Origin of the sequence: Rahnella sp. GSA61A, assembly GCF_019969905.1 — a bacterium.
GTDB classification, from domain to species: Bacteria; Pseudomonadota; Gammaproteobacteria; order Enterobacterales; family Enterobacteriaceae; genus Rahnella; species Rahnella aceris.
Genome location: NZ_JAHXYO010000009.1, coordinates 125,406 through 147,613, shown reverse-complemented (window position 1 = coordinate 147,613; position 22,208 = coordinate 125,406). Strand labels below are relative to the sequence as shown.

17 protein-coding genes are annotated in these 22,208 nt (G+C 51.6%); 7 read left to right on the top strand and 10 right to left on the bottom strand.

The features are described 5' to 3' along the window. Positions 1-61 precede the first annotated feature (61 nt). Both LC431_RS13640 and LC431_RS13635 read left to right on the top strand, forming a co-directional pair. The gene (locus tag LC431_RS13640) at positions 62-613 is read left to right on the top strand and encodes a YcbK family protein (protein WP_013574851.1); all 552 of its coding nucleotides are present in this window, start codon (positions 62-64) and stop codon (positions 611-613) included. 51 nt (positions 614-664) lie between these two features. After that, the gene (locus tag LC431_RS13635) at positions 665-1,312 is read left to right on the top strand and encodes an MBL fold metallo-hydrolase (RefSeq protein ID WP_223509986.1); all 648 of its coding nucleotides are present in this window, start codon (positions 665-667) and stop codon (positions 1,310-1,312) included. A gap of 85 nt (positions 1,313-1,397) precedes the next feature. Here LC431_RS13635 and LC431_RS13630 read toward each other — a convergent pair whose 3' ends face one another. The 4 genes from LC431_RS13630 to pncB form a co-directional block, all read right to left on the bottom strand. Then, positions 1,398-2,588 (bottom strand): amino acid aminotransferase, encoded by a 1,191-nt coding sequence (locus LC431_RS13630; protein ID WP_013574853.1) that lies wholly within the window; start codon positions 2,586-2,588, stop codon positions 1,398-1,400. Between the two features lie 241 nt (positions 2,589-2,829). Continuing rightward, entirely contained in the window at positions 2,830-3,942 is a 1,113-nt protein-coding gene (gene ompC, locus LC431_RS13625; RefSeq protein ID WP_013574854.1) for a porin OmpC, read from the bottom strand. Positions 3,943-4,241: 299 nt separating this feature from the next. Continuing rightward, positions 4,242-5,642, bottom strand: a complete 1,401-nt coding sequence (gene asnS, locus LC431_RS13620) for an asparagine--tRNA ligase (RefSeq protein ID WP_013574855.1) — start codon at positions 5,640-5,642, stop codon at positions 4,242-4,244. Positions 5,643-5,901: 259 nt separating this feature from the next. Further along, positions 5,902-7,107, bottom strand: coding sequence for a nicotinate phosphoribosyltransferase (gene pncB, locus LC431_RS13615; protein ID WP_013574856.1), 1,206 nt, complete (start codon positions 7,105-7,107; stop codon positions 5,902-5,904). Positions 7,108-7,801: 694 nt separating this feature from the next. Here pncB and pepN point away from each other — a divergent pair. Beyond that, positions 7,802-10,417 carry an aminopeptidase N gene (gene pepN / locus LC431_RS13610; RefSeq protein ID WP_013574857.1) on the top strand — a complete coding sequence of 872 codons (2,616 nt, stop codon included), beginning with the start codon at positions 7,802-7,804 and terminating at the stop codon, positions 10,415-10,417. Positions 10,418-10,492: 75 nt separating this feature from the next. On the opposite strand, the gene ssuB is transcribed toward pepN, so the two are convergent. From ssuB to ssuE, 5 genes are read right to left on the bottom strand one after another with little or no spacing between them, the layout of a single operon-like run. Next, positions 10,493-11,275 carry an aliphatic sulfonates ABC transporter ATP-binding protein gene (gene ssuB / locus LC431_RS13605; protein ID WP_013574858.1) on the bottom strand — a complete coding sequence of 261 codons (783 nt, stop codon included), beginning with the start codon at positions 11,273-11,275 and terminating at the stop codon, positions 10,493-10,495. Beyond that, positions 11,272-12,063 (bottom strand): aliphatic sulfonate ABC transporter permease SsuC, encoded by a 792-nt coding sequence (ssuC, locus tag LC431_RS13600; protein WP_223509985.1) that lies wholly within the window; start codon positions 12,061-12,063, stop codon positions 11,272-11,274. Before ssuC ends, ssuB begins: the two co-directional genes overlap by 4 nt. A gap of 11 nt (positions 12,064-12,074) precedes the next feature. Next, positions 12,075-13,229 (bottom strand): FMNH2-dependent alkanesulfonate monooxygenase, encoded by a 1,155-nt coding sequence (ssuD, locus tag LC431_RS13595; RefSeq protein ID WP_037036006.1) that lies wholly within the window; start codon positions 13,227-13,229, stop codon positions 12,075-12,077. A 59-nt stretch (positions 13,230-13,288) separates the two neighbouring features. Beyond that, a complete protein-coding gene (locus tag LC431_RS13590; protein WP_013574861.1) occupies positions 13,289-14,263 on the bottom strand; it encodes a sulfonate ABC transporter substrate-binding protein in 975 nt (324 codons plus the stop codon). Positions 14,264-14,281: 18 nt separating this feature from the next. Then, a complete protein-coding gene (ssuE, locus tag LC431_RS13585) occupies positions 14,282-14,863 on the bottom strand; it encodes an NADPH-dependent FMN reductase (protein WP_013574862.1) in 582 nt (193 codons plus the stop codon). A 315-nt stretch (positions 14,864-15,178) separates the two neighbouring features. On the opposite strand from ssuE, the gene pyrD reads away from it, so the two are divergent. Beyond that, complete coding sequence (pyrD, locus tag LC431_RS13580) at positions 15,179-16,189, top strand: quinone-dependent dihydroorotate dehydrogenase (RefSeq protein WP_013574863.1); 1,011 nt, start codon at positions 15,179-15,181, stop codon at positions 16,187-16,189. Positions 16,190-16,373: 184 nt separating this feature from the next. Then, positions 16,374-16,922, top strand: coding sequence for a cell division protein ZapC (locus LC431_RS13575; protein WP_112197636.1), 549 nt, complete (start codon positions 16,374-16,376; stop codon positions 16,920-16,922). Between the two features lie 30 nt (positions 16,923-16,952). Here the strand turns inward: LC431_RS13575 and LC431_RS13570 are convergent, their stop codons facing one another. After that, the gene (locus tag LC431_RS13570; protein WP_112197637.1) at positions 16,953-18,056 is read right to left on the bottom strand and encodes a YcbX family protein; all 1,104 of its coding nucleotides are present in this window, start codon (positions 18,054-18,056) and stop codon (positions 16,953-16,955) included. A gap of 110 nt (positions 18,057-18,166) precedes the next feature. Here LC431_RS13570 and rlmKL point away from each other — a divergent pair, with 110 nt between their 5' ends. Both rlmKL and LC431_RS13560 read left to right on the top strand, forming a co-directional pair. Next, a complete protein-coding gene (gene rlmKL, locus LC431_RS13565) occupies positions 18,167-20,287 on the top strand; it encodes a bifunctional 23S rRNA (guanine(2069)-N(7))-methyltransferase RlmK/23S rRNA (guanine(2445)-N(2))-methyltransferase RlmL (protein ID WP_223509984.1) in 2,121 nt (706 codons plus the stop codon). Between the two features lie 5 nt (positions 20,288-20,292). Beyond that, positions 20,293-22,197, top strand: coding sequence for an ABC transporter ATP-binding protein (locus LC431_RS13560; protein ID WP_013574867.1), 1,905 nt, complete (start codon positions 20,293-20,295; stop codon positions 22,195-22,197). Positions 22,198-22,208 lie beyond the last annotated feature (11 nt).

The window sequence follows — 22,208 nt, the reverse complement described above, 5'->3', positions numbered from 1 at the left end:
GGTTCAAAACGGCTCAGATCAGAGCTTATTTTTGACTCTCTTACCGGATAGTAAACTGTTCATGAATGAAATCGACAAACATCGCCGTAAATGGCTGGCATTAGGCAGTGCCGCTATGGGGATTGCATTACTTCCAGGTCGTGCATTCGCCACTCTTTCCACACCTCGCCCGCGTATTTTAGTCGTTAACAATATCAATACCGGCGAAACCCTCAAAACCGAGTTTTTTGATGGAAAGCGTTACAACAAGGATGAGTTGGCCCGGTTGAATCATCTGTTCAGGGACTATCGTGCGGAAAAAGTAAAATCTATCGATCCCGCGTTGTTCGATCACCTCTATCGTTTGCAGGTGATGCTTGGCGGAACGAATAAACCAGTCCAGCTGATTTCGGGTTACCGCTCACTGGCGACAAACAACAGCATGCGTGAACCCGGAAGCGGGGTAGCGAAGCACAGCTATCACACGCTTGGGCAGGCAATGGATTTCCACATTCAGGGCATTGAACTGAGCAATATCCGCAAAGCAGCATTAAAAATGCGGATGGGTGGTGTAGGATATTATCCACGAAGTAACTTTGTGCACATCGATACCGGTCCCGCACGGACCTGGTGATGTGTGTAATTAATGGCCTGCCGGAATGTACAGGCCATTTTGTGGAGCTCTATGAAAACCCATCTTATTACCGTCACGGCGTTCAGCCAAAACTGCTCACTGATTTGGTGTGCTAAAACCAATCAGGCCGCCATTGTTGATCCGGGCGGTGAAGCCGCCAGGATCATCCAGGAAGTTTCTGCCAAAGGTGTATTGGTTACGCAAATTTTGCTGACTCACGGACATCTTGATCACGTTGGTGCCGCAGCAGAACTGGCTGCGCACTATCAGGTACCGGTTATCGGACCACAAAAAGAAGATGAATTCCTGCTGGATGCGTTACCGACCCAAAGCCAGATGTTTGGCCTCGACCATTGTGACCCGCTGACGCCGGATACCTGGCTGGAAGAAGGGGATTCAGTGAGTGTTGGTGAAGAAATCTTATCCGTGTTGCATTGTCCAGGCCATACGCCGGGGCATATTGTCTTCATCAATGATAAAGCGCGAATTGCCGTTTCTGGTGATGTGGTTTTCAAGGGTGGCGTAGGCCGCAGTGATTTCCCGCGTGGTGACCATCAGGCGCTGATTCATTCCATCAAAACGAAATTATTACCGCTCGGCGATGACATGGTCTTTATTCCCGGTCATGGCCCGATGTCAGACTTTGGTTATGAGCGTAAAACGAACCCGTTCCTGCAGGATGAAATGCCGGTCTGGTAATTACGTTTGCTGTTTATCAGCAAAAAACAAAAAGCCCGTCAGGATACCTGACGGGCTTTTTTAATTGAGCAACACTGCTTATCTTTTACAGTACGGCGACGATGGCTTCACACAGCGGTGCCATATTTTCGAGCGTGATGCCAGCAACGTTGATACGGCCGGAGTTCACCGCGTACACGCCGAATTCATCACGTAAACGCAATACCTGATCTTTGGTCAGGCCGCTGAAAGAGAACATCCCGTTCTGGTTAATAATAAAGCTGAAATCCTGTTGAGCGCCTTTTTCCTGCAAGGTGCTGACGAATAGCTGGCGCATACGATGGATACGCAGGCGCATATCGCTTAGTTCCTGCTCCCACAGCGTGCGCAAAGCTTCGTTACCCAGTATGGTGGCTACAACCGCAGCACCGTGTGACGGCGGGTTGGAGTAGTTTGCACGGATAACCGATTTCATTTGGCTGAAAGCGCGACCGGCAGTTTCTTCATCGGCTGCGACTAACGTACAAGCACCTACGCGTTCATTGTATAAGCCGAAGTTCTTCGAGTAAGAACTGGCGACCAGCAATTCCTTATGTTTTGCCACGAACAGGCGCAGACCCGCCGCATCTTCTTCCAGACCTTTTGCAAAGCCCTGATAGGCGAAGTCGAACAACGGTAACCAGCCGTTGCTCACCGACAATTCTGCCAGCTGTGCCCATTGTTCTTCTGTAGGATCGATACCGGTTGGATTGTGACAGCAGCCATGGAACAGCACCACGTCGCCTGCTTTCGCTTCGCTCAGGCTTTTCAGCATGCCATCGAAATCAAGGCTGTGATTTGCAGCGTCATAGTAATTGTATTCCACAACTTCCAGACCGGAAGCAGAGAACACACCTTTATGGTTCGGCCAGCTCGGATTACTGACCCACACGCGTCTGGCGCTGGTTTGTGTAGCGATGAAATCCGCTGCGATACGCAAAGCGCCGGTGCCGCCCGGAGTCTGTGCGGTGCGTGCCCGTTTATCAGCAATAACCGTGCTGTCTTTGCCAAACAGCAGTTCCTGTGTACAACGGGCAAAATCAGGCAACCCGTCGATACTCAGATAGGTTTTAGTGGTTTCATTTTCCAACAGGAACTGTTCGGCTTTTTTCACGCTGGCCAGAACCGGCGTTTTACCTGTTTCGTCTTTATAAACACCAATCCCCAGATTGATTTTATTAGAGCGGTCGTCAGCGCGGAAAAGATCGGTAAGACCCAGGATAGGGTCAGCAGGTGCTGCAGTGATTTTTTCAAACATGTCGGAAAATTCCATAGCCTGATATTACGAAAGAGGTCATCAGGGTAACGCCAGCGCCCCCTTTTGCCAACCGTTTGCGGCAAAAAGAAAACAGAGTTGTGAGAAGGCGTGGGAGATTAAAATATTTTATAGGCGAGGGTGGAAAAGCGGTCTTTTCAAGACTCAGAAATGCAAAAGGCAGAGCCGAAGCTCTGCCTTGATATCCACTTTGATGCGCCCGTAAGCGCATCGTTAAGTGATATTAGAACTGGTATTGCAGACCAACACCCACGATGTCGTCAGTGCTGCGACCCGCTGCTTTGGTGTAGCTGTTGTCGTCCAGCAGGTTGATTTTGTAGTCAACATAGGTAGACATGTTTTTGTTGAAGTAGTAGTAAGTACCAACTTCTACATATTTAACCAGGTCAGCATCGCCGCCAGCGTAGGTAGAACCGTTGTTGGTGAAACCGTTCAGGCTCTTACCTTTAGACTGCAGGTATGCGATAGATGGGCGCAGACCGAAATCGAACTGGTACTGAGCAACAACTTCGAAGTTCTGAGTTTTGTTAGCAATTGCATCCGGGTTACCGTAATCGGTGGTGTTACGTGATTCACCGTAGAAGGTTGCCAGGTACAGGTTGTTAGCGTCGTATTTAGCGCCGAATGCGTATGCGTCAGCTTTGTCGCCAGTGCCGTCTTGTTTCTGAGTAACAGTACGGTTAGAAGAGAAGTAAGCACCAGTAATGCTAACACCTGAGTTGCCGATAGCGTAAGCGGCAGAAGTACCCCAGCCGTCACCATTGGAATCAACTGCGCCACGACCATCACGACCTTCGTCGTTTTTGCCCTGGTACTGTACAGCGAAGCTCAGGCCATCAACCAGACCGAAGAAGTTGCTGTTACGGTAAGTTGCCACACCGTTAGCACGACCAACCATGAAGTTGTCGTTGTTCTGGTACATGGTGTCATCGCCATAGATTGGCAATTGGTCGGTGTAGGACATTACGTCGTAGATTACGCCGTAGTTACGACCGTAGTCGAAAGAACCTGCATCACCAAATTTCAGACCTGCGAAGCCCAGACGAGTTTTGTTGCCTTCATCGCCAGCACTTTCTGCATGGTTAGCCTGAACGTTGTATTCCCACTGGCCGTAACCGGTCAGTTGGTCAGTAATTTGAGTTTCGCCTTTGAAGCCGAAACGGACATAGGTCTGGTCGCCATCGTCGCCAGCATTGTCAGAGAAGGTGTGACGTGCGTCAACTTTACCGTACAGATCCAGTTTGTTGCCATCTTTGTTATAGATCTCAGCTGCATTAGCTGCACCAGCAACTAACAGAGCAGGGATTACCACTGCAAGAATATTGCGCTTCATCATTATTATTACCCTCATTGGTTTTATTTGGACACCTGCCACTGCCTAAATAATTCTTTACGGAACTATTCACGAAAGTTTGGTGTCTCCTGTGTCTGAACGCACTATTCCATCCGTGGTGAGCTTAATCCACAGCGAAAATGCTACTAAATTACTAAATATGTTTCAGCAGGAAAGAATGTATTTCAAAATGTGTATTTTACGGAACTTTGTGACAGGGATCTATCTTTGAAAATGACTAAGGCCAGCAAAGCTGGCCTTAGTTTTGTAACTATTATGTTAATTAAAAATAGTTTAATTAATTAGAAGGTTGCACTACGTGGTGTACGTGGGAACGGGATCACGTCACGAACGTTTTGAACACCGGTCACATAGGCGACTAAACGTTCAAAGCCAAGGCCGAAGCCTGAATGCGGGACTGTGCCGTAACGACGAAGATCGCGATACCACCAATAATCTTCTTTATTTAGCCCCATTTCAGCCATACGGGCGTCCAGTACGTCCAGACGTTCCTCACGCTGAGAGCCACCGATAATCTCACCAATGCCCGGTGCCAGAACATCCATTGCCGCGACGGTTTTACCATCGTCATTCATACGCATGTAGAAGGCTTTGATATCTTTCGGATAGTTTTTAACCACCACCGGCGCTTTGAAATGCTGTTCCGCGAGATAACGTTCATGCTCAGAAGAAAGGTCGACACCCCATGAAACCGGGTTTTCGAATTTCTGATCACAATTCATTAATATTTCTACTGCATCGGTGTAGTCTACCTGGGCGAAATCGGATGTTACAAATCGCTCAAGGCGTGCAACAGCATCTTTGTCTACACGGTCAGCAAAAAAGGCCATATCGTCTGCGCGTTCGTCTAAAACGGCTTTGAAAACATATTTAAGCATGTTTTCAGCCAGTGCTGCGATGTCATCCAGTGTCGCAAATGCGACTTCCGGTTCTACCATCCAGAATTCCGCAAGGTGACGGCTGGTGTTGGAATTCTCTGCACGGAAAGTCGGACCGAAGGTGTAAACCTTGGACAGCGCACAGGCATACGTTTCGCCGTTCAGCTGGCCGGAAACCGTCAGGAACGCTTCTTTGCCGAAGAAATCTTCGCTGAAGTCGATTTCGCCTTTGTCTGTACGCGGCAGATTTTGCAGATCCAGTGTCGATACGCGGAACATCTCACCCGCGCCTTCAGTATCGGAGGCAGTGATCAGCGGTGTGGACACCCAGAAATACCCGTTTTCATGATAGAAACGGTGAATGGCCTGAGAGAGGGTGTTGCGCACACGGGCGACAGCACCAATCAGATTGGTGCGCGGGCGAAGGTGAGCCACTTCACGCAGGTATTCGATGCTGTGGCGTTTTGCCGCCATCGGATAAGTATCAGGGTCATCCACCCAGCCAACAACGTTGACGGTCGTTGCCTGCAACTCAAAACTCTGGCCTTCGCCAGGTGAGGCGACAACAATACCGGTCACTTCTACTGAACAACCCGTCGTCAGACGCAATACGTCTTCCTGATAATTGGGCAGAGAATTATTGATGACGGCCTGTAAAGGATTAAAGCAGGAGCCGTCATAAACGGCGACGAATGAGATACCAGCTTTAGAATCTCTCCGGGTACGTACCCAACCGCGTACGGTGACTTCACTGTCAACCGCAGCACGGCCTTGCAGTACGTCGACTACAGGCACAACGCTCATAGATTTCTCTCTTTCTTTATATATGTTGACTAAGAAATATTGGACACCCTGTAAATAGGGATTTTGCTATGTTACTTAGGCTTTCTCAGGACACAAGCAGAAATCGTCGTCAGCGGACAAGAATTGTGGCGCGAATGAAGAGAGTTGTGGGGAAATATTGAGAGAGTGAATAAAAGCCGAGCAGAATTAGATCGCAACTATATAAAGGAAAGAAAATCTGAATAAAGCGCCGGATTGATTTCCGGCACTTTAGGGAGAGTCAGGACGCTTTTTTCACCAGCGGCAGATCGAAAGCTTTGCGCAGGGCTTTAACAAAAGCTTTGTCCTGGCAAATCGTTTTGCCTGGGCTGTCAGAGAGTTTCGCGACAGGTTTGCCATTGCACTGTACCAATTTAATGACAATATTCAGCGGCTTCACGCCCGGAATATTACATGTCAGACGCGTACCAATCCCGAATATCAGATTCACCCGTTGATGGAAATGGCGATACAGGTGTAACGCTTTGTCCAGATCCAGATTGTCGGAAAAGACCAGCGTTTTGGTCATCGGGTCGATATCCAGCGCATGATAATGCGTTATCGCTTTCTCACCCCATTCAAACGGATCCCCGGAATCATGACGCAGTCCCTGATAGGCATTGGCGAATTTGCTGCCGAAATCACGCAGGAAAGCATCCATCGTAATGCAGTCAGTGAGAGCGATCCCCAGCTGATCCGGATATTCGTCCAGCCAGGCCTGCAACGCCGCGCGCTGGCTGTTAGCCAGAACCGGGCTGATTTGCTGATGTGCCTGGAACCATTCGTGGGCTTGCGTGCCGACCGGTGCCAGCTGCAATTTATGCGCTAAATCGTAGTTACTGGTGCCGACCAGATAAGGGAATTCATTTTTCAGTGTGCTGACGATGGCTTCCTGAACTTCACCGGAGAAGCGGCGACGGGTACCGAAATCCATCAGACGGAAGGCACCGAGATCGATATCTGCGGCCTGTTCTTTAAAACTGGCGAGATTTTTACGCAGGTGCTCCACGGCCATTTGCGCCGTCACTTGTGGAGAACGCTGGCGATGGACAACTTCACTGATGACCGCGAGCAGAGGCACTTCCCACATAATCACTTCACGCCACGGGCCCTCGATGCGCACATGCAAATGTCCGTTGCGATCGGAAACCATTACATGTTCAGGATTGTAGCGGAAGGTTTTTAGCCAGTTCAGGTAATCCTGCGTGAAGAACGGCAGCCCGGAAAGGTAGGTGAACTCGTCGTCCGTCAGCGCCAGTTGACTCATCATCTGGATTTGCTGGCGGACCTCGCTGGCGTATTCGCCCAGCAGTTCATCACCACGGCAACGGAACTCTGCCACGACGCTGATGTTGTGGTAGCGATGGTAGACTGCTTGCTGCATATGAAGCTTGTAGGCATCGGTATCTAACAGCGAAGTCAAAATCGGGGAGGCGTATGGAGTCATAGCGCGTTTACAGCATCCTCGTCAGAAACTGAGTGTTTGAACACAAACAACCGTTCCGTAAAAAAAACGTTCTGGATAAAACAGCAAAGTCTGTGAAGTATACCGTATTATCCCGTCAAAGAACCCTCATCACATCATAATTGTCGGGGAATGGTCGAGGTCTAAATGTGCTTAAATGTAGGAAATATGGGCAAGCTGGCGATTTTCCGGCGTAAAAAAAGCACGAATTGATTACATAAATTTAATCAATCTGACATTAAGGAAGAAAAAATTGGGGGCGATTAAACCCCGGTTTTCTTATGTTCATTTCGCTACGTTTGTTCACGATAGTAAACGAACTGATGTTTTCGAGAGTGATTCAGGTTTTTTTTGCCCCAAATACCGATCACCCGCATCACGACCAGTATGTGAATACCATGAAGCCATACGACAAGCTGTCCGTGACGGTTGTGTTTTTGCCGGATGCGCCAAACCCGCTGTTTTACAGAAATTTCTGTGTTTTGGTTGAAAGGTGCGCATACGCACTCACAAACTGGCAACAATCTGGGATTTCCTGATGCCTGTGGTAGAGTTTAAAGATAAAAAGTATGAAGGTCGTCCGGTGTGCTGTGCAGCGATTCGCTGACTTGCAAAACCTGCTTCATTAATCAATATCGCCATCACTACTAACCACCAACACGTCAAAAGGTTTTTTATGACTCAACTGCCACAAGCCAAGTTCCGCCACGATTATCGTGCGCCGGACTATACCATCACGGACATTGACCTTAATTTCGAGCTTGATGCACAGAAGACCCTTGTGACTGCGGTCAGTCAGATTAAACGACAGGGCGCAGAGGGCGCGCCGCTGGTGCTCAACGGCGAAGACCTGACCCTTATTAGCCTGAAGGTTAACGGCCAGGACTGGCCAAAATATCAGTTAAAAGAAGGCGCACTGGAAATTACCGGTGTGCCGGAAGCCTTTGAACTGGCGATTGTTAATGAAATTCATCCGGCAAAAAACACTGCGCTCGAAGGATTGTATCTTTCCGGTGAAGCGCTTTGTACGCAGTGTGAAGCCGAGGGTTTCCGCCACATTACGTATTATCTGGATCGTCCGGATGTGCTGGCGCGTTTCACGACCCGCATTGTGGCGGATAAAGCCCGCTATCCGTATCTGCTGTCAAACGGTAACCGTATTGATCAGGGTGAGCTGGAAGGCGGCAAACACTGGATCAAATGGCAGGACCCGTTCCCGAAACCTTGCTACCTGTTTGCGCTGGTCGCGGGTGATTTTGATGTGTTGCGCGATTCCTTCAAAACCCGTTCCGGCCGGGATGTAGCGCTCGAACTGTTTGTCGATCGTGGCAATCTGGATCGTGCAGGCTGGGCGATGGAATCCCTGAAGCAGTCCATGAAATGGGACGAAACCCGTTTTAATCTGGAATACGACCTCGACATCTTTATGATTGTCGCCGTTGATTTCTTCAACATGGGCGCGATGGAGAACAAAGGCCTGAATGTCTTTAACTCCAAATACGTGCTGGCGAAAGCCGAAACCGCCACCGATAAAGATTATCTTGGTATCGAAGCGGTGATCGGCCATGAATACTTCCATAACTGGACCGGCAACCGAGTGACCTGCCGCGACTGGTTCCAGCTGAGCCTGAAAGAAGGCCTGACCGTATTCCGCGATCAGGAATTCAGCTCTGATCTGGGCTCGCGTTCAGTTAACCGCATCGATAACGTACGTGTCATGCGTGGTGCGCAGTTCTCTGAAGATGCCAGCCCGATGGCGCACCCGATCCGTCCGGAAAAAGTCATTGAAATGAATAACTTCTACACCCTGACGGTGTACGAGAAAGGTTCAGAAGTTATTCGCATGCTGCACACTTTGCTGGGTGAAGAGAAATTCCAGGCTGGCATGCAGTTGTATTTCGAGCGTCATGATGGCAGCGCGGCAACCTGTGACGATTTTGTACAGGCGATGGAAGATGCCTCAAACGTCGATCTTTCCCTGTTCCGTCGCTGGTACAGCCAGTCTGGTACACCAGTGCTGACCGTGCGCGACGACTATGACGTGGAAAAACAGCAATACACCCTGACTGTCAGCCAGAAAACCCCGCCGACGCCTGATCAGACTGAAAAGCTGCCACTGCATATCCCGCTGGATATTGAACTGTATGACCCGCAGGGCAATGTGATTGCGCTGAAACAACAGGGTAAGACGGTCAGTAACGTGCTGAACGTGACTGAAGCTGAGCAGACGTTTGTGTTTGACGACGTGGAATATCCGCCGGTGCCTTCCTTACTACGTGAATTCTCCGCACCGGTGAAACTCGATTACAAATGGGGCGATCATCAGCTGACTTTCCTGATGAAGTACGCGCGTAATGATTTCGCCCGCTGGGATGCGGCACAAAGCCTGCTGGCAATTTACATCAAACTGAACGTAGCGCGTCATCAGCAGAAACAGCCATTGTCCCTGCCGTTGCATGTGGCAGATGCGTTCCGCGCGGTATTGCTGGATGAGAACATTGATCCGGCGCTGGCGTCGCAGATTCTGACTCTGCCGTCTGAAAATGAAATTGCTGAACTGTTCGATATTATCGATCCTGAAGCGATCAGCGCTGTTCACGATGCGATCACCCGTTGTCTGGCAACCGAAATGGCGGATGAATTCCTGGCGGTTTACAACGCTAACCGTCTGCCTGCATACCGTGTCGTGCATGAAGATATCGGTAAACGTTCGCTGCGTAACACCTGCCTGCATTATCTGGCCTTTGCCGATGTGACGCTGGCAGATCAACTTGTCAGAGCGCAGTTTGAGCAGGCTGATAACATGACGGATTCTCTGGCGGCGATGTCTGCGGCGGTTTCCGCGCAACTGCCTTGCCGTGAATCCCTGATGGCGGCTTACGATGAGCGCTGGCATCACGACGGTCTGGTGATGGATAAATGGTTTATCCAGCAGGCGACCAGCCCGGCAGCCGATGTATTGCAGAAAGTCCGCTCACTGCTGAACCACCGTTCATTCAGCATGGGCAACCCGAACCGGGTCCGTTCATTAATCGGTGCTTTTGCGTCTGCAAATCCTTCTGCATTCCATGCCGCAGATGGCAGCGGTTATCAGTTCCTGACTGAAATGCTCACCGATCTTAACACCCGTAACCCGCAGGTAGCGGCACGTATGATCGAGCCGTTGATCCGCCTGAAACGCTATGACCAGAACCGTCAGGCGCTGATGCGTCAGGCGCTGCAACAGCTGAAAGGGCTGGAAAATCTGTCCGGTGATTTGTTCGAGAAAATTACCAAAGCGTTAGATGCGTAATCGCAATTAACCGCAAAGCAAAAGGGCGATGGAAACATCGCCCTTTTTTCGTTTTGTATTCGCTGAACAGAGAGATCAGTTTTGCGCGCGTTTTGCTTCCTGCGCCACCGTATGTGGAGGCTGTGGCGTCAGCACGCGTTCCAGCACTTCGGCTTCCAGCTCCGCCAGTCGCGCAGAACCTTTACGACGCGGACGTGGCAAATCAACCGTTAAATCCATGCCAATCTGCCCCTGATCGATAAGGATCACACGGTCAGCGACGGTCACCGCTTCACTGACATCGTGCGTCACCAGCAGCACGGTGAAATCATGTTGCTGCCACAAACGCTCGATCAGGCTTTGCATCTCGATGCGCGTCAGGGCATCCAGTGCGCCCAGCGGTTCATCCAGTAACAGCAGGCGAGGGCGGTGGATTAATGCACGCGCCAGTGCCACGCGTTGTTTCTGTCCGCCGGATAATGCTGACGGCCAGTCGTCGGCACGATCTGCCAGCCCGACTTCTTCCAGTGCAGCTTGTGCGGCTTCACGCCACTGGCCTTTCAGGCCCAATCCCACGTTATCAATCACCTTTTTCCATGGCAGCAGTCGGTCATCCTGAAACATGAGACGCGTATCTTCGCGCACCTGACTCAGCGGTGCGCTGGCGCTGAGCAGTTCGCCCTGAGTGGTTTTTTCCAGCCCGGCCAGCAAACGCAGCAGGGTACTTTTGCCACAACCGCTGCGCCCGACGACGGCTACAAACTGGCCGGGCGGAATGCGCAGATTGATATCGTTCAGCACGGCGCGGTTACCGTATTTTTTGGTGATGCCGGACAGTGTCACCGGCGTGCCTTGCGGAATACGTGCGGGGGCGTTCATGCGGCATCTCCATGTTTTTTCTGATATGCAGGGTGCCAGCGCAGCCAGACACTTTCCAGCAGGCGGGCAAGGACATCGGCCAGTTTGCCAAGAATGGCGTAAAGCACGATGGCGACAACCACGACGTCAGTTTGTAAAAACTCGCGGGCATTCATCGCCAGATAACCAATCCCGGAGTTGGCGGAAATGGTTTCGGCCACAATCAACGTCAGCCACATGAACCCCAGCGCAAATCGTACGCCGACCATAATTGATGGCAACGCGCCCGGTAATACCACCTGAATAAACAGCGGGAAACCGGAAAGCCCGTAACTGCGCGACATTTCAAGCAGACCGCGGTCGATATTGCGGATGCCGTGGTAGGTGTTGAGATAAATCGGGAACAGCGTTCCCAACGCCACGAGGAAGATCTTGGCGGATTCATCAATGCCGAACCACAGGATCACCAGCGGGATCAGCGCCAGATGCGGAATGTTTCGTAGCATTTGCAGAGAACTGTCGAGCAGACGTTCGCCCCAGCGGGAAAGCCCGGTAATAAAGCCGAGAAGCAAGCCGAGACTGCCGCCGATAGCGAAACCAATCAGAGCGCGGAAGGTACTGATTTTCAGGTTCTGCCACAGCTCGCCACTCTTCGCCAGTGTCCAGAAGGCTTCCACCACTGCGCTGGGAGCGGGCAGAATGCGGTTGGATAACCAGCCCGCTTCGACAGCTAACTGCCAGCCACCGATCAGAACCACCGGCACTACCCAGGGAGCAGCGCGGTTCAGCCAGCGTTGTGTCGTTGTCATCGGTATTCTCCTCAGTGCTGACTGGCGGTGCGTTTGGTCGCAAAGTCATGAGCGACCAGCTCGCCACGCGGCAAAATGGCTTTCTTCACAGTATTGTCATCTTCCGGTTTCGCCAGTTCCAGATGCGGGAACAGCAGTTCGCTGACGCGGTACGCTTCTTCCAGATGCGGATAACCGGAGAAAATAAAGGTATCGATGCCCAGATCAGCATATTCCTGCATACGCGCGGCGACGGTCGGGCCATCGCCCACCAGCGCCGTCCCGGCTCCGGTGCGTACCAGACCAATGCCGGCCCAGAGATTCGGGCTGATTTCCAGCTTGTTGCGGTCGCCGCCGTGCAATGCCGCCATACGATGCTGACCGACAGAGTCGGTTTTAGCGAAAGCCGCCTGCGCGCGTTGAATAGTTTCATCATCCACGTTGGCGATAAGTTTGTCGGCAGCACGCCAGGCTTCCTCGTTGGTTTCACGCACAATCACGTGCAGACGAATGCCGAAACGCACGGTGCGGCCTTGTGCGGCAGCTTTGGCACGCACCTGTTCAATTTTCTCTTTCACTAACGCCGGAGGTTCGCCCCAGGTCAGATAAAGTTCCACCTGCTCGGCGGCGAGATCCTGTGCTTCGTCGGAAGAACCACCGAAATACAGCGGCGGGCGGGGGTATTGAACCGGTGGATGCATCAGGCTCGCGCCTTTTACCTGAATGTGTTTGCCTTCGTAATCGACGGTTTCACCTTCCAGAACACGACGCCAGATACGCGTAAATTCCGCCGACGCTTCATAACGTTCTTTATGATTGAGGTGTAAACCTTCAGCCGCCAGTTCAGCCGGATCGCCACCTGTCACCAGATTAAACAGTGCACGACCGCCGGAAAGCCGGTCGAGTGTTGCTGCCTGACGGGCTGCCAGTGTCGGAGAAATAATGCCGGGACGCAGCGCCACCAGGAATTTCAGACGTTGTGTGACAGAAATCAGGGAAGCCGCTACCAGCCATGAGTCCTCGCATGAACGACCCGTTGGCAGTAGCACGCCGCCAAAACCTAAACGGTCAGCCGCTTGCGCGATCTGCTGAAGATAGCCGTGATCGACCACGCGGGCACCTTCTTCTGTGCCTAAATAGCGGCCGTCGCCGTGGGTAGGTAAAAACCAGAATACGTTCAGACTCATCGTTGTGTTCCTCTCAAAGTGTGCGATTCGTTACCGCTCAGCGGCGGCTAAATGGATGTTCAGTTAGCTTGTACGGCTGGTTTCCAGATGCGGTCTTTAATTTCAACCGGCTTTGGCAAAATATGGTTCTGATAGAACAAATCGGCGGTTTGCTGCTGGCGCTTTTCTGTTTCCGCACTGACCGGCGTGATAGGCATATCCGGCAGATGATCCAGATAAGAGGCGACCACTTTTTCCGGTAACCCCATCGACTGAGAAAGCAGTTTGATACTTTGTTCACGGTCAGTTTTGGTCAGCGCATTCGCCTGCGTTAACACTTCCAGAACCTGACTGATGAACTGAGGATTGGCCTCGGTGTATTTTTTCGGTGCCAGATAGAAGGAGCCCGTCTGGTGGAGCGTCGAGCCGTCGGTCAGAACGCGCACATCACCCTGAACTTGCGCGGCCGAATAATACGGATCCCAGATAGCCCAGGCATCCACATCATGTTGCTGGAATGCGGCCCGTGCATCGGCAGGGGTCAGATAGACCGGCTGGATATCGCTGAATTTCAGGCCCGCCTGTTGCAGGGCACGCAACAGCAGGTTGTGCGAACTGGAGCCTTTCTGGAAAGCGACTTTATGACCTTTGAGATCTGCGACGGTTTTGATCGGACTCTTGCTGTCGACCAGAATCACTTCTGCTTTCGGTTTCGGGGGTTCAGAGCCGATATACAACAAATCTGCCCCCGCTGCCTGCGCGAACAACGGCGGCAAATCACCGGTACCGCCCAGATCAATACTTCCGACGTTCAGCGCTTCAAGAATTTGCGGCCCGGCAGGGAATTCTACCCAGCTTATTTTTGTGTCCGGGAAACGTTTTTCCAGTAACTGGTGTGATTTCGCCAGCACCAGTCCGACAGATCCTTTCTGATAGGCAATACGTAATTGCGCCGGATCCTTTTCCTGAGCCGTTGCGGTGCCGCTCAGGAAAAGGCTGGTCAGCAGGCTGGCCACAACCGGGATACGGCGTAATAAAGAGAAAGAAGCAGGCATGATTAATTCCTTTTAAAGTCAGACACGCAGTGCTTGCGCAGAAAGGGATGCAACAGACGGAAGCTGCGGACGGCGGCGGCTCAGCGCCAGGTAGAAGTTTTCCAGAGATTCGATCAAACGCTCTTCCAGTGCGGGGGCCAGCTTCGCAGGGAACGTCTGATAATCGGTGATCAGGCTGTCATCTGCGAAAACGCCCTGCAACACTTCCTGTGCTTTCAGCGAGGCGAGTACCGGTTTTAGGGCGTAATCGACGGCCAGCATATGGCCGATAGATCCGGCTGTAGCCAGTGGCAACACCACTTTATGGTCGAGCGCGCGTTCTGGCAGTAAATCGAGCAGGGTTTTCAGTGCGCCGGAAAAAGACGCCTTATACACTGGTGTGGCGACGATCAGGCCATCAGCACTCGCCAGTTCAGCATTCAGTTGCTTGAGTTGCGGGCTGCCAAAATTAGCGAAAAGCAGATCGTCTGCTGAAAAATCCTGAATATTGTAGGTAAAGACTTCAACGCCACGGCTCGCCAGCCACTGGTGGCTGAGTGCCAGCAGGGAAGAGGAGCGGGAGGGTTGTCGCGGACTGCCTGCCAGAGTCACTACACGCATTTGCTTATTCCTTATAACAATCTGTTATAGAACTATCATTTTTCTTAACGAAGTGAGGTAAACCTAGCAGGCAGAGGCGGCGCAGCGGAAATCTCAATTTTGGCTATGGAAAGTTTCAAATCAGATAAAGCACGTGTCGGGTGTGCTGTGGGGCGATGGGGGGAAAGGAAATAAAAGTGAATTAAAGGTAACAAAAAGGTAATCGTTTGCGCAGCGAAGCAATTATTTGGCCAATATGCCGGTTATCATTTCCAATTGTCCGGCGCTTAGTCAATAATACCGCCCCGTCTAGCCACCGGGAATTCAGGAGTCTCCATGTATTATCCTCTTGTCAGGAAAGCACTGTTTCAGCTCGATCCAGAGCGCGCCCACGAGTTAACCTTTCGTCAGTTGAGCCGCATTTCCGGCACCCCGTTTGAATTCTTGATCCGCCAGTCAGTGCCCACCAAACCGGTAAACTGCATGGGATTATCCTTTAAGAACCCTTTGGGACTGGCCGCAGGCCTGGATAAAGACGGCGAATGTATTGATGCGCTGGGGGCAATGGGCTTTGGATTTATTGAAGTCGGTACTGTGACCCCGCGTGCGCAGGCCGGTAATGATAAGCCGCGTTTATTCCGTATTGTGGAAGCTGAAGGCCTGATTAACCGCATGGGTTTCAATAACCATGGCGTGGATAATCTGGTGAATAATGTCAAAAAATCACATTTTGGCGGCATTCTGGGGATTAATATTGGCAAGAATAAAGATACGCCTGTTGAGCACGGCGCAGACGATTATCTGACCTGTATGGAAAAGGTATATCCGTACGCCGGTTATATCGCGGTGAATATTTCATCACCTAACACGCCGGGATTACGTTCACTGCAATACGGTGAAGCGCTGGATGATTTGCTGGCAGCGATTAAGAATAAGCAGCTTGAGTTACAGCAACGCCATCAGAAATATGTGCCTGTTGCGGTGAAGATCGCACCGGATCTTTCTGAGGAAGAATTGATCCAAATAGCCGACAGTTTAGTGCGCCATAATATGGATGGCGTGATTGCGACCAATACCACACTCGATCGTAAACTGGTTCAGGGGCTAAATTATTGCGAACAGGTTGGTGGTCTGAGCGGGCGCCCGTTGCAGCTGCGCAGCACAGAAATTATCCGTATGCTCTCTCATGAATTACAAGGGCGTCTGCCGGTTATTGGTGTTGGCGGTATTGATTCATTAACGGCGGCCCGTGAGAAAATGGCCGCAGGCGCTTCCTTAATTCAAATCTATTCCGGCTTTATCTTTAAAGGTCCGGGTCTGATCAAAGATATTGTTACCCATATCTAATATTTTTCATCCTGAAGACGAGTCAGGGGTTTATTTATTAACCCGGCTCGTCTATATTTTGTCCACTGACCGTAATTCAGGCTCAGGATTTGTCTGATATCGTTTCGTTACTGAAAAATCTATTCTTACAGATTAGCCGGTAATGAAGTCAGGCAGAGGGCATGAGGGTAAACAGGATGACGAAATGAAAATTAAACCAGATGATAATTGGCGTTGGTATTTTGATACAGAACATGACCGGCTTATGCTGGACCTCGCCAATGGCATGATTTTCCGTTCCCGTTTTCCCGCCAAAATGTTAACTCCTGATGCTTTCGGAAATATGTCATTTTGTGTCGATGATGCGGCGCTGTATTTTGATTTTGAAGAACAGTGCAAACATATTCGTCTCGCAGCTGAACAACGCGCTGAATTAGTTCTGAACGCCTTAGTCGCTTATCGTTTTTTAAAACCGCTGATGCCGAAGAGCTGGCATTTCAGTCAGCAGATGCGTCCTTACCAGCCTGCGAATGGTCAGCTTGCTCAGGTGCAGGTGATGGAAAGCGGTGAACAGGCGACATTACTGGTGGTGGAATCCGGTGATAATGCCAGTCTGTGCCTGCTGGCGCAGGAACGGCTGACGGTCGCAGGGCGCGGCATGGTGCTGGGGGATGCTATTAAAGTGATGCATGACCGGCTAATGCCAGCAGCATTCCGCGTTGACAGGGATGATGTCTACGATCAGGCAGTTTAGTTTCCTGCCTGATCCTCATTAAATACACCTCTAGCCGAGCACGATATCCGTAGCCGGAATACAACTACACGCTAATATCGTTCCATCTTTTCCCACTGCACTCTCTTTCAGCGGTGCCACTTTTCCTTCTTTCAATATCATCCTGCACGCGCCACAAATTCCTGCACGACAGGAATAGGGGATACGTAATCCCTGCAATTCCAGCTGCTCGAGCAAAATCTGCTGATTGTTGCCGGTAAACTGCGTTCCCTGATAATTAATGCTGACGTCCTGCGCGGTGCTTTTTGGCGCTTCCACATTTTCAATGATATCGCCCGCGCAGTAAGGCCGTGGTGGCCTGGTTGCCAGCACCTGAACGCTGTCGCCTGCGCGGATCACGCCGCTGTTGCGGGCAATCATGTTCTGACCGAAATCGACATCGCCGTCGCTGGCGGTACGATAGCCCTGCAATGTTTTCAACGGTTCGCCACGCGGATGTTTGCGACCTTTTTCGATACTGACTGTGGTAAAAATACAGCGGCTGCAAGGTTTCACCAGATCGAAAATCACTTCCCCGATGCGGATCGTCTGCCAGCTGTCTTCGGCATAGGCTTGTGCGCCGCTGACCACGATGTTCGGCCTGAATTGCTCAATCCTGACACCGCCCGGACAGCGGCGCTGTAAATCCTGCATTGAGGCTTCATTGATCAGCAGATACGGGAATCCGTCAGCAAACGACAGCGGCACTTCCGGATGTTTTTTTACCCGGCGCGTCGGTTCATCGCCAACCCAGCGCAGTTGAACGTCACGCTTTAAATAGCCACTTAACCAGCGATTTACGGGTTCCGGCGCGATGAGTGAGGTAAACTGATTGCCCCAGACTTCCGTCGGCGAGTGAACGCCTGCGAAATCACGAAATTTGACTGTGATGCTTTCGCCTTCGGGCGCGGAGATCATCAGACCATCGGGCAACAAAACCGGCGTGAACAGAACGAGGTTCGGATACTGGCGGGCTGTAATGAACATGCCTTGCGGATCGGTAATCATAAACTGGCGATCGAACGCCAGGCCGGTTGCTGTCACCAGCGAGTATGAAACCTGCAGGCCGCGCATGGATTTGACCGGGTGAACAAATAAACGTGAAAGAATGGGCACTGAAGACTGCCTCTCAGAGTGTAAAGTCTTAAGAAGAACCAGAGACTTTATGACAAGAGGCGGGGATTAGCTATAATGCGCAACAATTTTATTTTTGGTGATATGTCGATATGAACTCTTTGTTTGCCAGCACGGCGCGTGGACTGGAAGAACTGTTAAAAAGCGAACTGGAAACGCTGGGTGCGCAAGCCTGTAAAGTTGTGCAGGGAGGGGTGCATTTTGAAGGTGACGATCGCCTGCTGTACCGCAGCTTATTGTGGAGCCGTCTGGCTTCGCGCATCCTGTTGCCGCTGAACGAATTCAAAGTTCACAGCGATCTGGATCTTTATCTTGGCGTGATGGCGATCGACTGGCCGGCCGTTTTTGGCGTGGAAAAAACCTTCGCTGTGCATTTCAGCGGCCTGAATGACGAAATCCGTAACAGCCAGTACGGTGCACTGAAAGTGAAGGACGCCATCGTCGACAGCTTTACCCGCAAAATGGACGAACGTCCGAATGTGGCGAAACAGCAGCCCGACATCCGCGTAAACGTCTTCCTGCAGCGTGATACCGCCAGCGTCGCGCTGGATCTCAGCGGCGAAGGCCTGCATCAGCGCGGCTACCGCGATCTGACCGGTCAGGCGCCGCTGAAAGAAAACCTGGCAGCAGCGATTGTAATGCGCTCCGGCTGGCAGGCGGGCACACCGATGGTCGATCCGATGTGTGGTTCCGGGACATTGCTGATTGAAGCGGCAATGATCGCTGCCGATCGCGCGCCTGGCTTACATCGTCAGCACTGGGGCTTTACCGGCTGGAATAAATTTGACGCTGAACTGTGGCGCGAACTGATCGCAGAAGCGCAGGTTCGTACCCGCCGTGCGGTGCAGGAAACCACGTCCCGTTTCTTCGGTTCTGATATCGACCGTCGCGTGATTGAGATGGCGCGTGCGAACGCCCGTCGCGCTGGTGTTGCGGAACTGATCAGCTTTGAAGCCTCAGAAGTTGGGAAACTGGTGAATCCGCTGCCGGAAGGCCCGGTGGGTACGGTCATCAGCAACCCGCCATACGGCGAGCGTCTGGAAAGCGAACCGGCATTGATTGCGCTGCATAACATGCTCGGCCGCATCATGAAGACCAAATTTGGTGGCTGGCAGTTGTCGCTGTTCAGTGCGTCACCGGAATTGCTGAGCTGCCTGCAACTGCGTGCTGAGCGCCAGTTCAAAGCTAAAAACGGCCCGCTGGAATGTGTGCAGAAAAACTATCAGCTGGCAGAAAACCCGACGGGTGCGGCCGGTACGCAAATGGCGGAAGATTACGCTAACCGCCTGCGTAAAAACGTCAAAAAACTGGGAAAATGGGCCAAACAGCAGGGCATTGAATGCTATCGCCTGTATGATGCCGATTTGCCGGATTATAACGTTGCGGTTGACCGCTATGGCAGCAAAGTGGTGGTGCAGGAATATGCGCCGCCAAAAACGGTTGATGCACAAAAAGCCCGTCAGCGCTTGTTTGACGTGATAAACGCCACCCTGTCTGTACTGGATATTTCATCCAGCCAGTTGATCCTGAAAACCCGTGAGCGCCAGAAAGGCACCAGTCAGTACGAGAAACTGGCGCAGAAAGGTGAGTTCCTGCTGGTTGAGGAATTCAACGCTAAACTGTGGGTTAACCTGACGGATTATCTCGATACCGGCTTGTTCCTTGATCACCGTATCGCTCGCAAAATGCTGGGTGAAATGAGCAAAGGTAAAGACTTCCTTAACCTGTTTGCTTACACCGGTACCGCCAGTGTTCATGCTGGCCTGGGCGGCGCGCGCAGCACGACCACGGTAGATATGTCCCGCACATATCTGGAATGGGCGGAAAAGAACCTGCGTGCCAACGATCTGACCGGCCGTCAGCATCGACTTATCCAGGCGGATTGCCTGTCATATCTGGGCATGTGTGACGAACAGTTTGATGTGATCTTTATCGATCCACCGACGTTCTCCAACTCGAAACGTATGGCCGAAAGTTTTGACGTACAGCGTGATCATCTGGCTCTGATGAAAGATCTGAAACGCATTTTACGTCGCAACGGCACCATTATGTTCTCCAACAACAAGCGCGGTTTCCAGATGGATCTCGACGGACTGAGTAAACTGGGGCTGAGCGCGAAAGAAATCACCAGCCAAACCCTGTCACAGGATTTCGCCCGTAATCGTCAGATTCATAACTGCTGGCTGCTGTCCCATGCCGGCGAGGAAAAATAAAGTTTATGTCGTTAATTAGTATGTCAGGTGCCTGGCTGTCATTCAGTGACTCGCCGCTGTTGGATAACACCGAATTACACATCGAGCCGAATGAGCGTGTCTGTCTGGTTGGCCGTAACGGTGCCGGTAAATCGACGCTGATGAAGATCCTGAACCGCGAAGTGCCGCTCGATGACGGGCGTATCGTGTATGAGCAGGATTTGATTGTGGCGCGTCTGCAACAGGATCCGCCGCGCAATGTCGAGGGTACGGTGTTTGATTTCGTCTCCGAAGGCGTGTTCGAGCAGGCTGAACATCTGAAGGCGTATCACGCGATTTCGCATCTGGTTGAAACCGACCCGAGCGAAAAGAACATGAACAAACTGGCTCAGGTGATGGAGATCCTCGATCATCAGGGCCTGTGGCAGCTCGACAGCCGTATCAACGAAGTATTGCTGAAACTGGGTCTGGATGCAGATACAGAGCTGAAATCCCTGTCCGGCGGCTGGCTGCGTAAAGCGGCGCTGGGCCGTGCTCTGGTCAGCGCGCCGCATATTCTGCTGCTCGATGAACCGACGAACCATCTGGATATCGAAAGTATCGCGTGGCTGGAAGACTTCCTGAAGGAATTCCAGGGCAGCATTATCTTCATTTCCCATGACCGTTCTTTCATCCGCAATATGGCGACGCGCATTGTCGATCTTGATCGCGGCAAACTGGTGTCTTATCCAGGTAATTACGAAGCCTATCTGCTGGCAAAAGAAGAAGCCTTACGCGTTGAAGAACTGCAGAACGCTGAGTTTGATAAAAAACTGGCGCAGGAAGAAGTGTGGATCCGTCAGGGTATCAAAGCCCGCCGTACCCGCAACGAAGGCCGCGTACGCGCTCTGAAAGCCCTGCGTAAAGAGCGTTCCGATCGCCGGGAAGTGATGGGCACCGCCAAAATGCAGGTGGTCGAAGCCGCGAGTTCAGGCAAGATTGTCTTTGAAATGGAAGACGTTTATTACAGCATTGCCGGAAAACAACTGGTGAGCAACTTCTCTGCGCAAGTCATGCGTGGTGATAAAATTGCGCTGATTGGCCCGAACGGTTGTGGTAAAACGACGTTGCTGAAACTGATGTTAAGTAAAATTCAGGCAGACAGCGGCCGTGTTCACTGCGGTACTAAACTGGAAGTGGCGTACTTCGACCAGCACCGTGCTGAGCTGGATCCTGAGCGTACGGTGATGGATAACCTGGCCGAAGGTAAGCAGGAAGTGATGGTCAATGGCCGTGCACGCCATGTACTGGGCTACCTGCAGGATTTCCTGTTCCACCCGAAACGTGCCATGACACCGGTAAAAGCGCTGTCAGGTGGCGAACGTAACCGCCTTCTGCTGGCAAAATTATTCCTGCGCCCAAGCAACCTGTTGATCCTCGATGAACCGACCAACGACCTGGATGTGGAAACTCTTGAACTCCTGGAAGAGATGATCGACAGCTATCAGGGCACGGTACTGCTGGTGAGTCATGATCGTGAATTCGTTGATAACTCGGCAACCGAATGCTGGATTTATGAAGGCGATGGCGTGATCAACAGCTATGTCGGTGGTTACCATGATGCACAGCATCAGCGCCGCAACCAGAAGCCAATCCGTCAGGCGGTGACCACGGAAAATAAACCCGCTGCACAACCTAAAGCAGAACCGGCCAAACGCACCGCGAATAAGCTCAGCTATAATCAGCAACGTGAGCTGGAACAATTGCCTTCGCAAATCAGCACTCTGGAAGAAAAAATCAGTGCCTTGCAACAGCAAATGAGCGATGCGAATTTCTTCACCCTTCCTCATGAAGAAACGCAGCAGGTGCTCACCGCTTTCGCTGCCGCAGAGCTTGAGTTAGAGCAGGCGTTTGAACGTTGGGAAGCGCTGGAAGCGCAGAAGAACGCTTAACACTGCCTCAT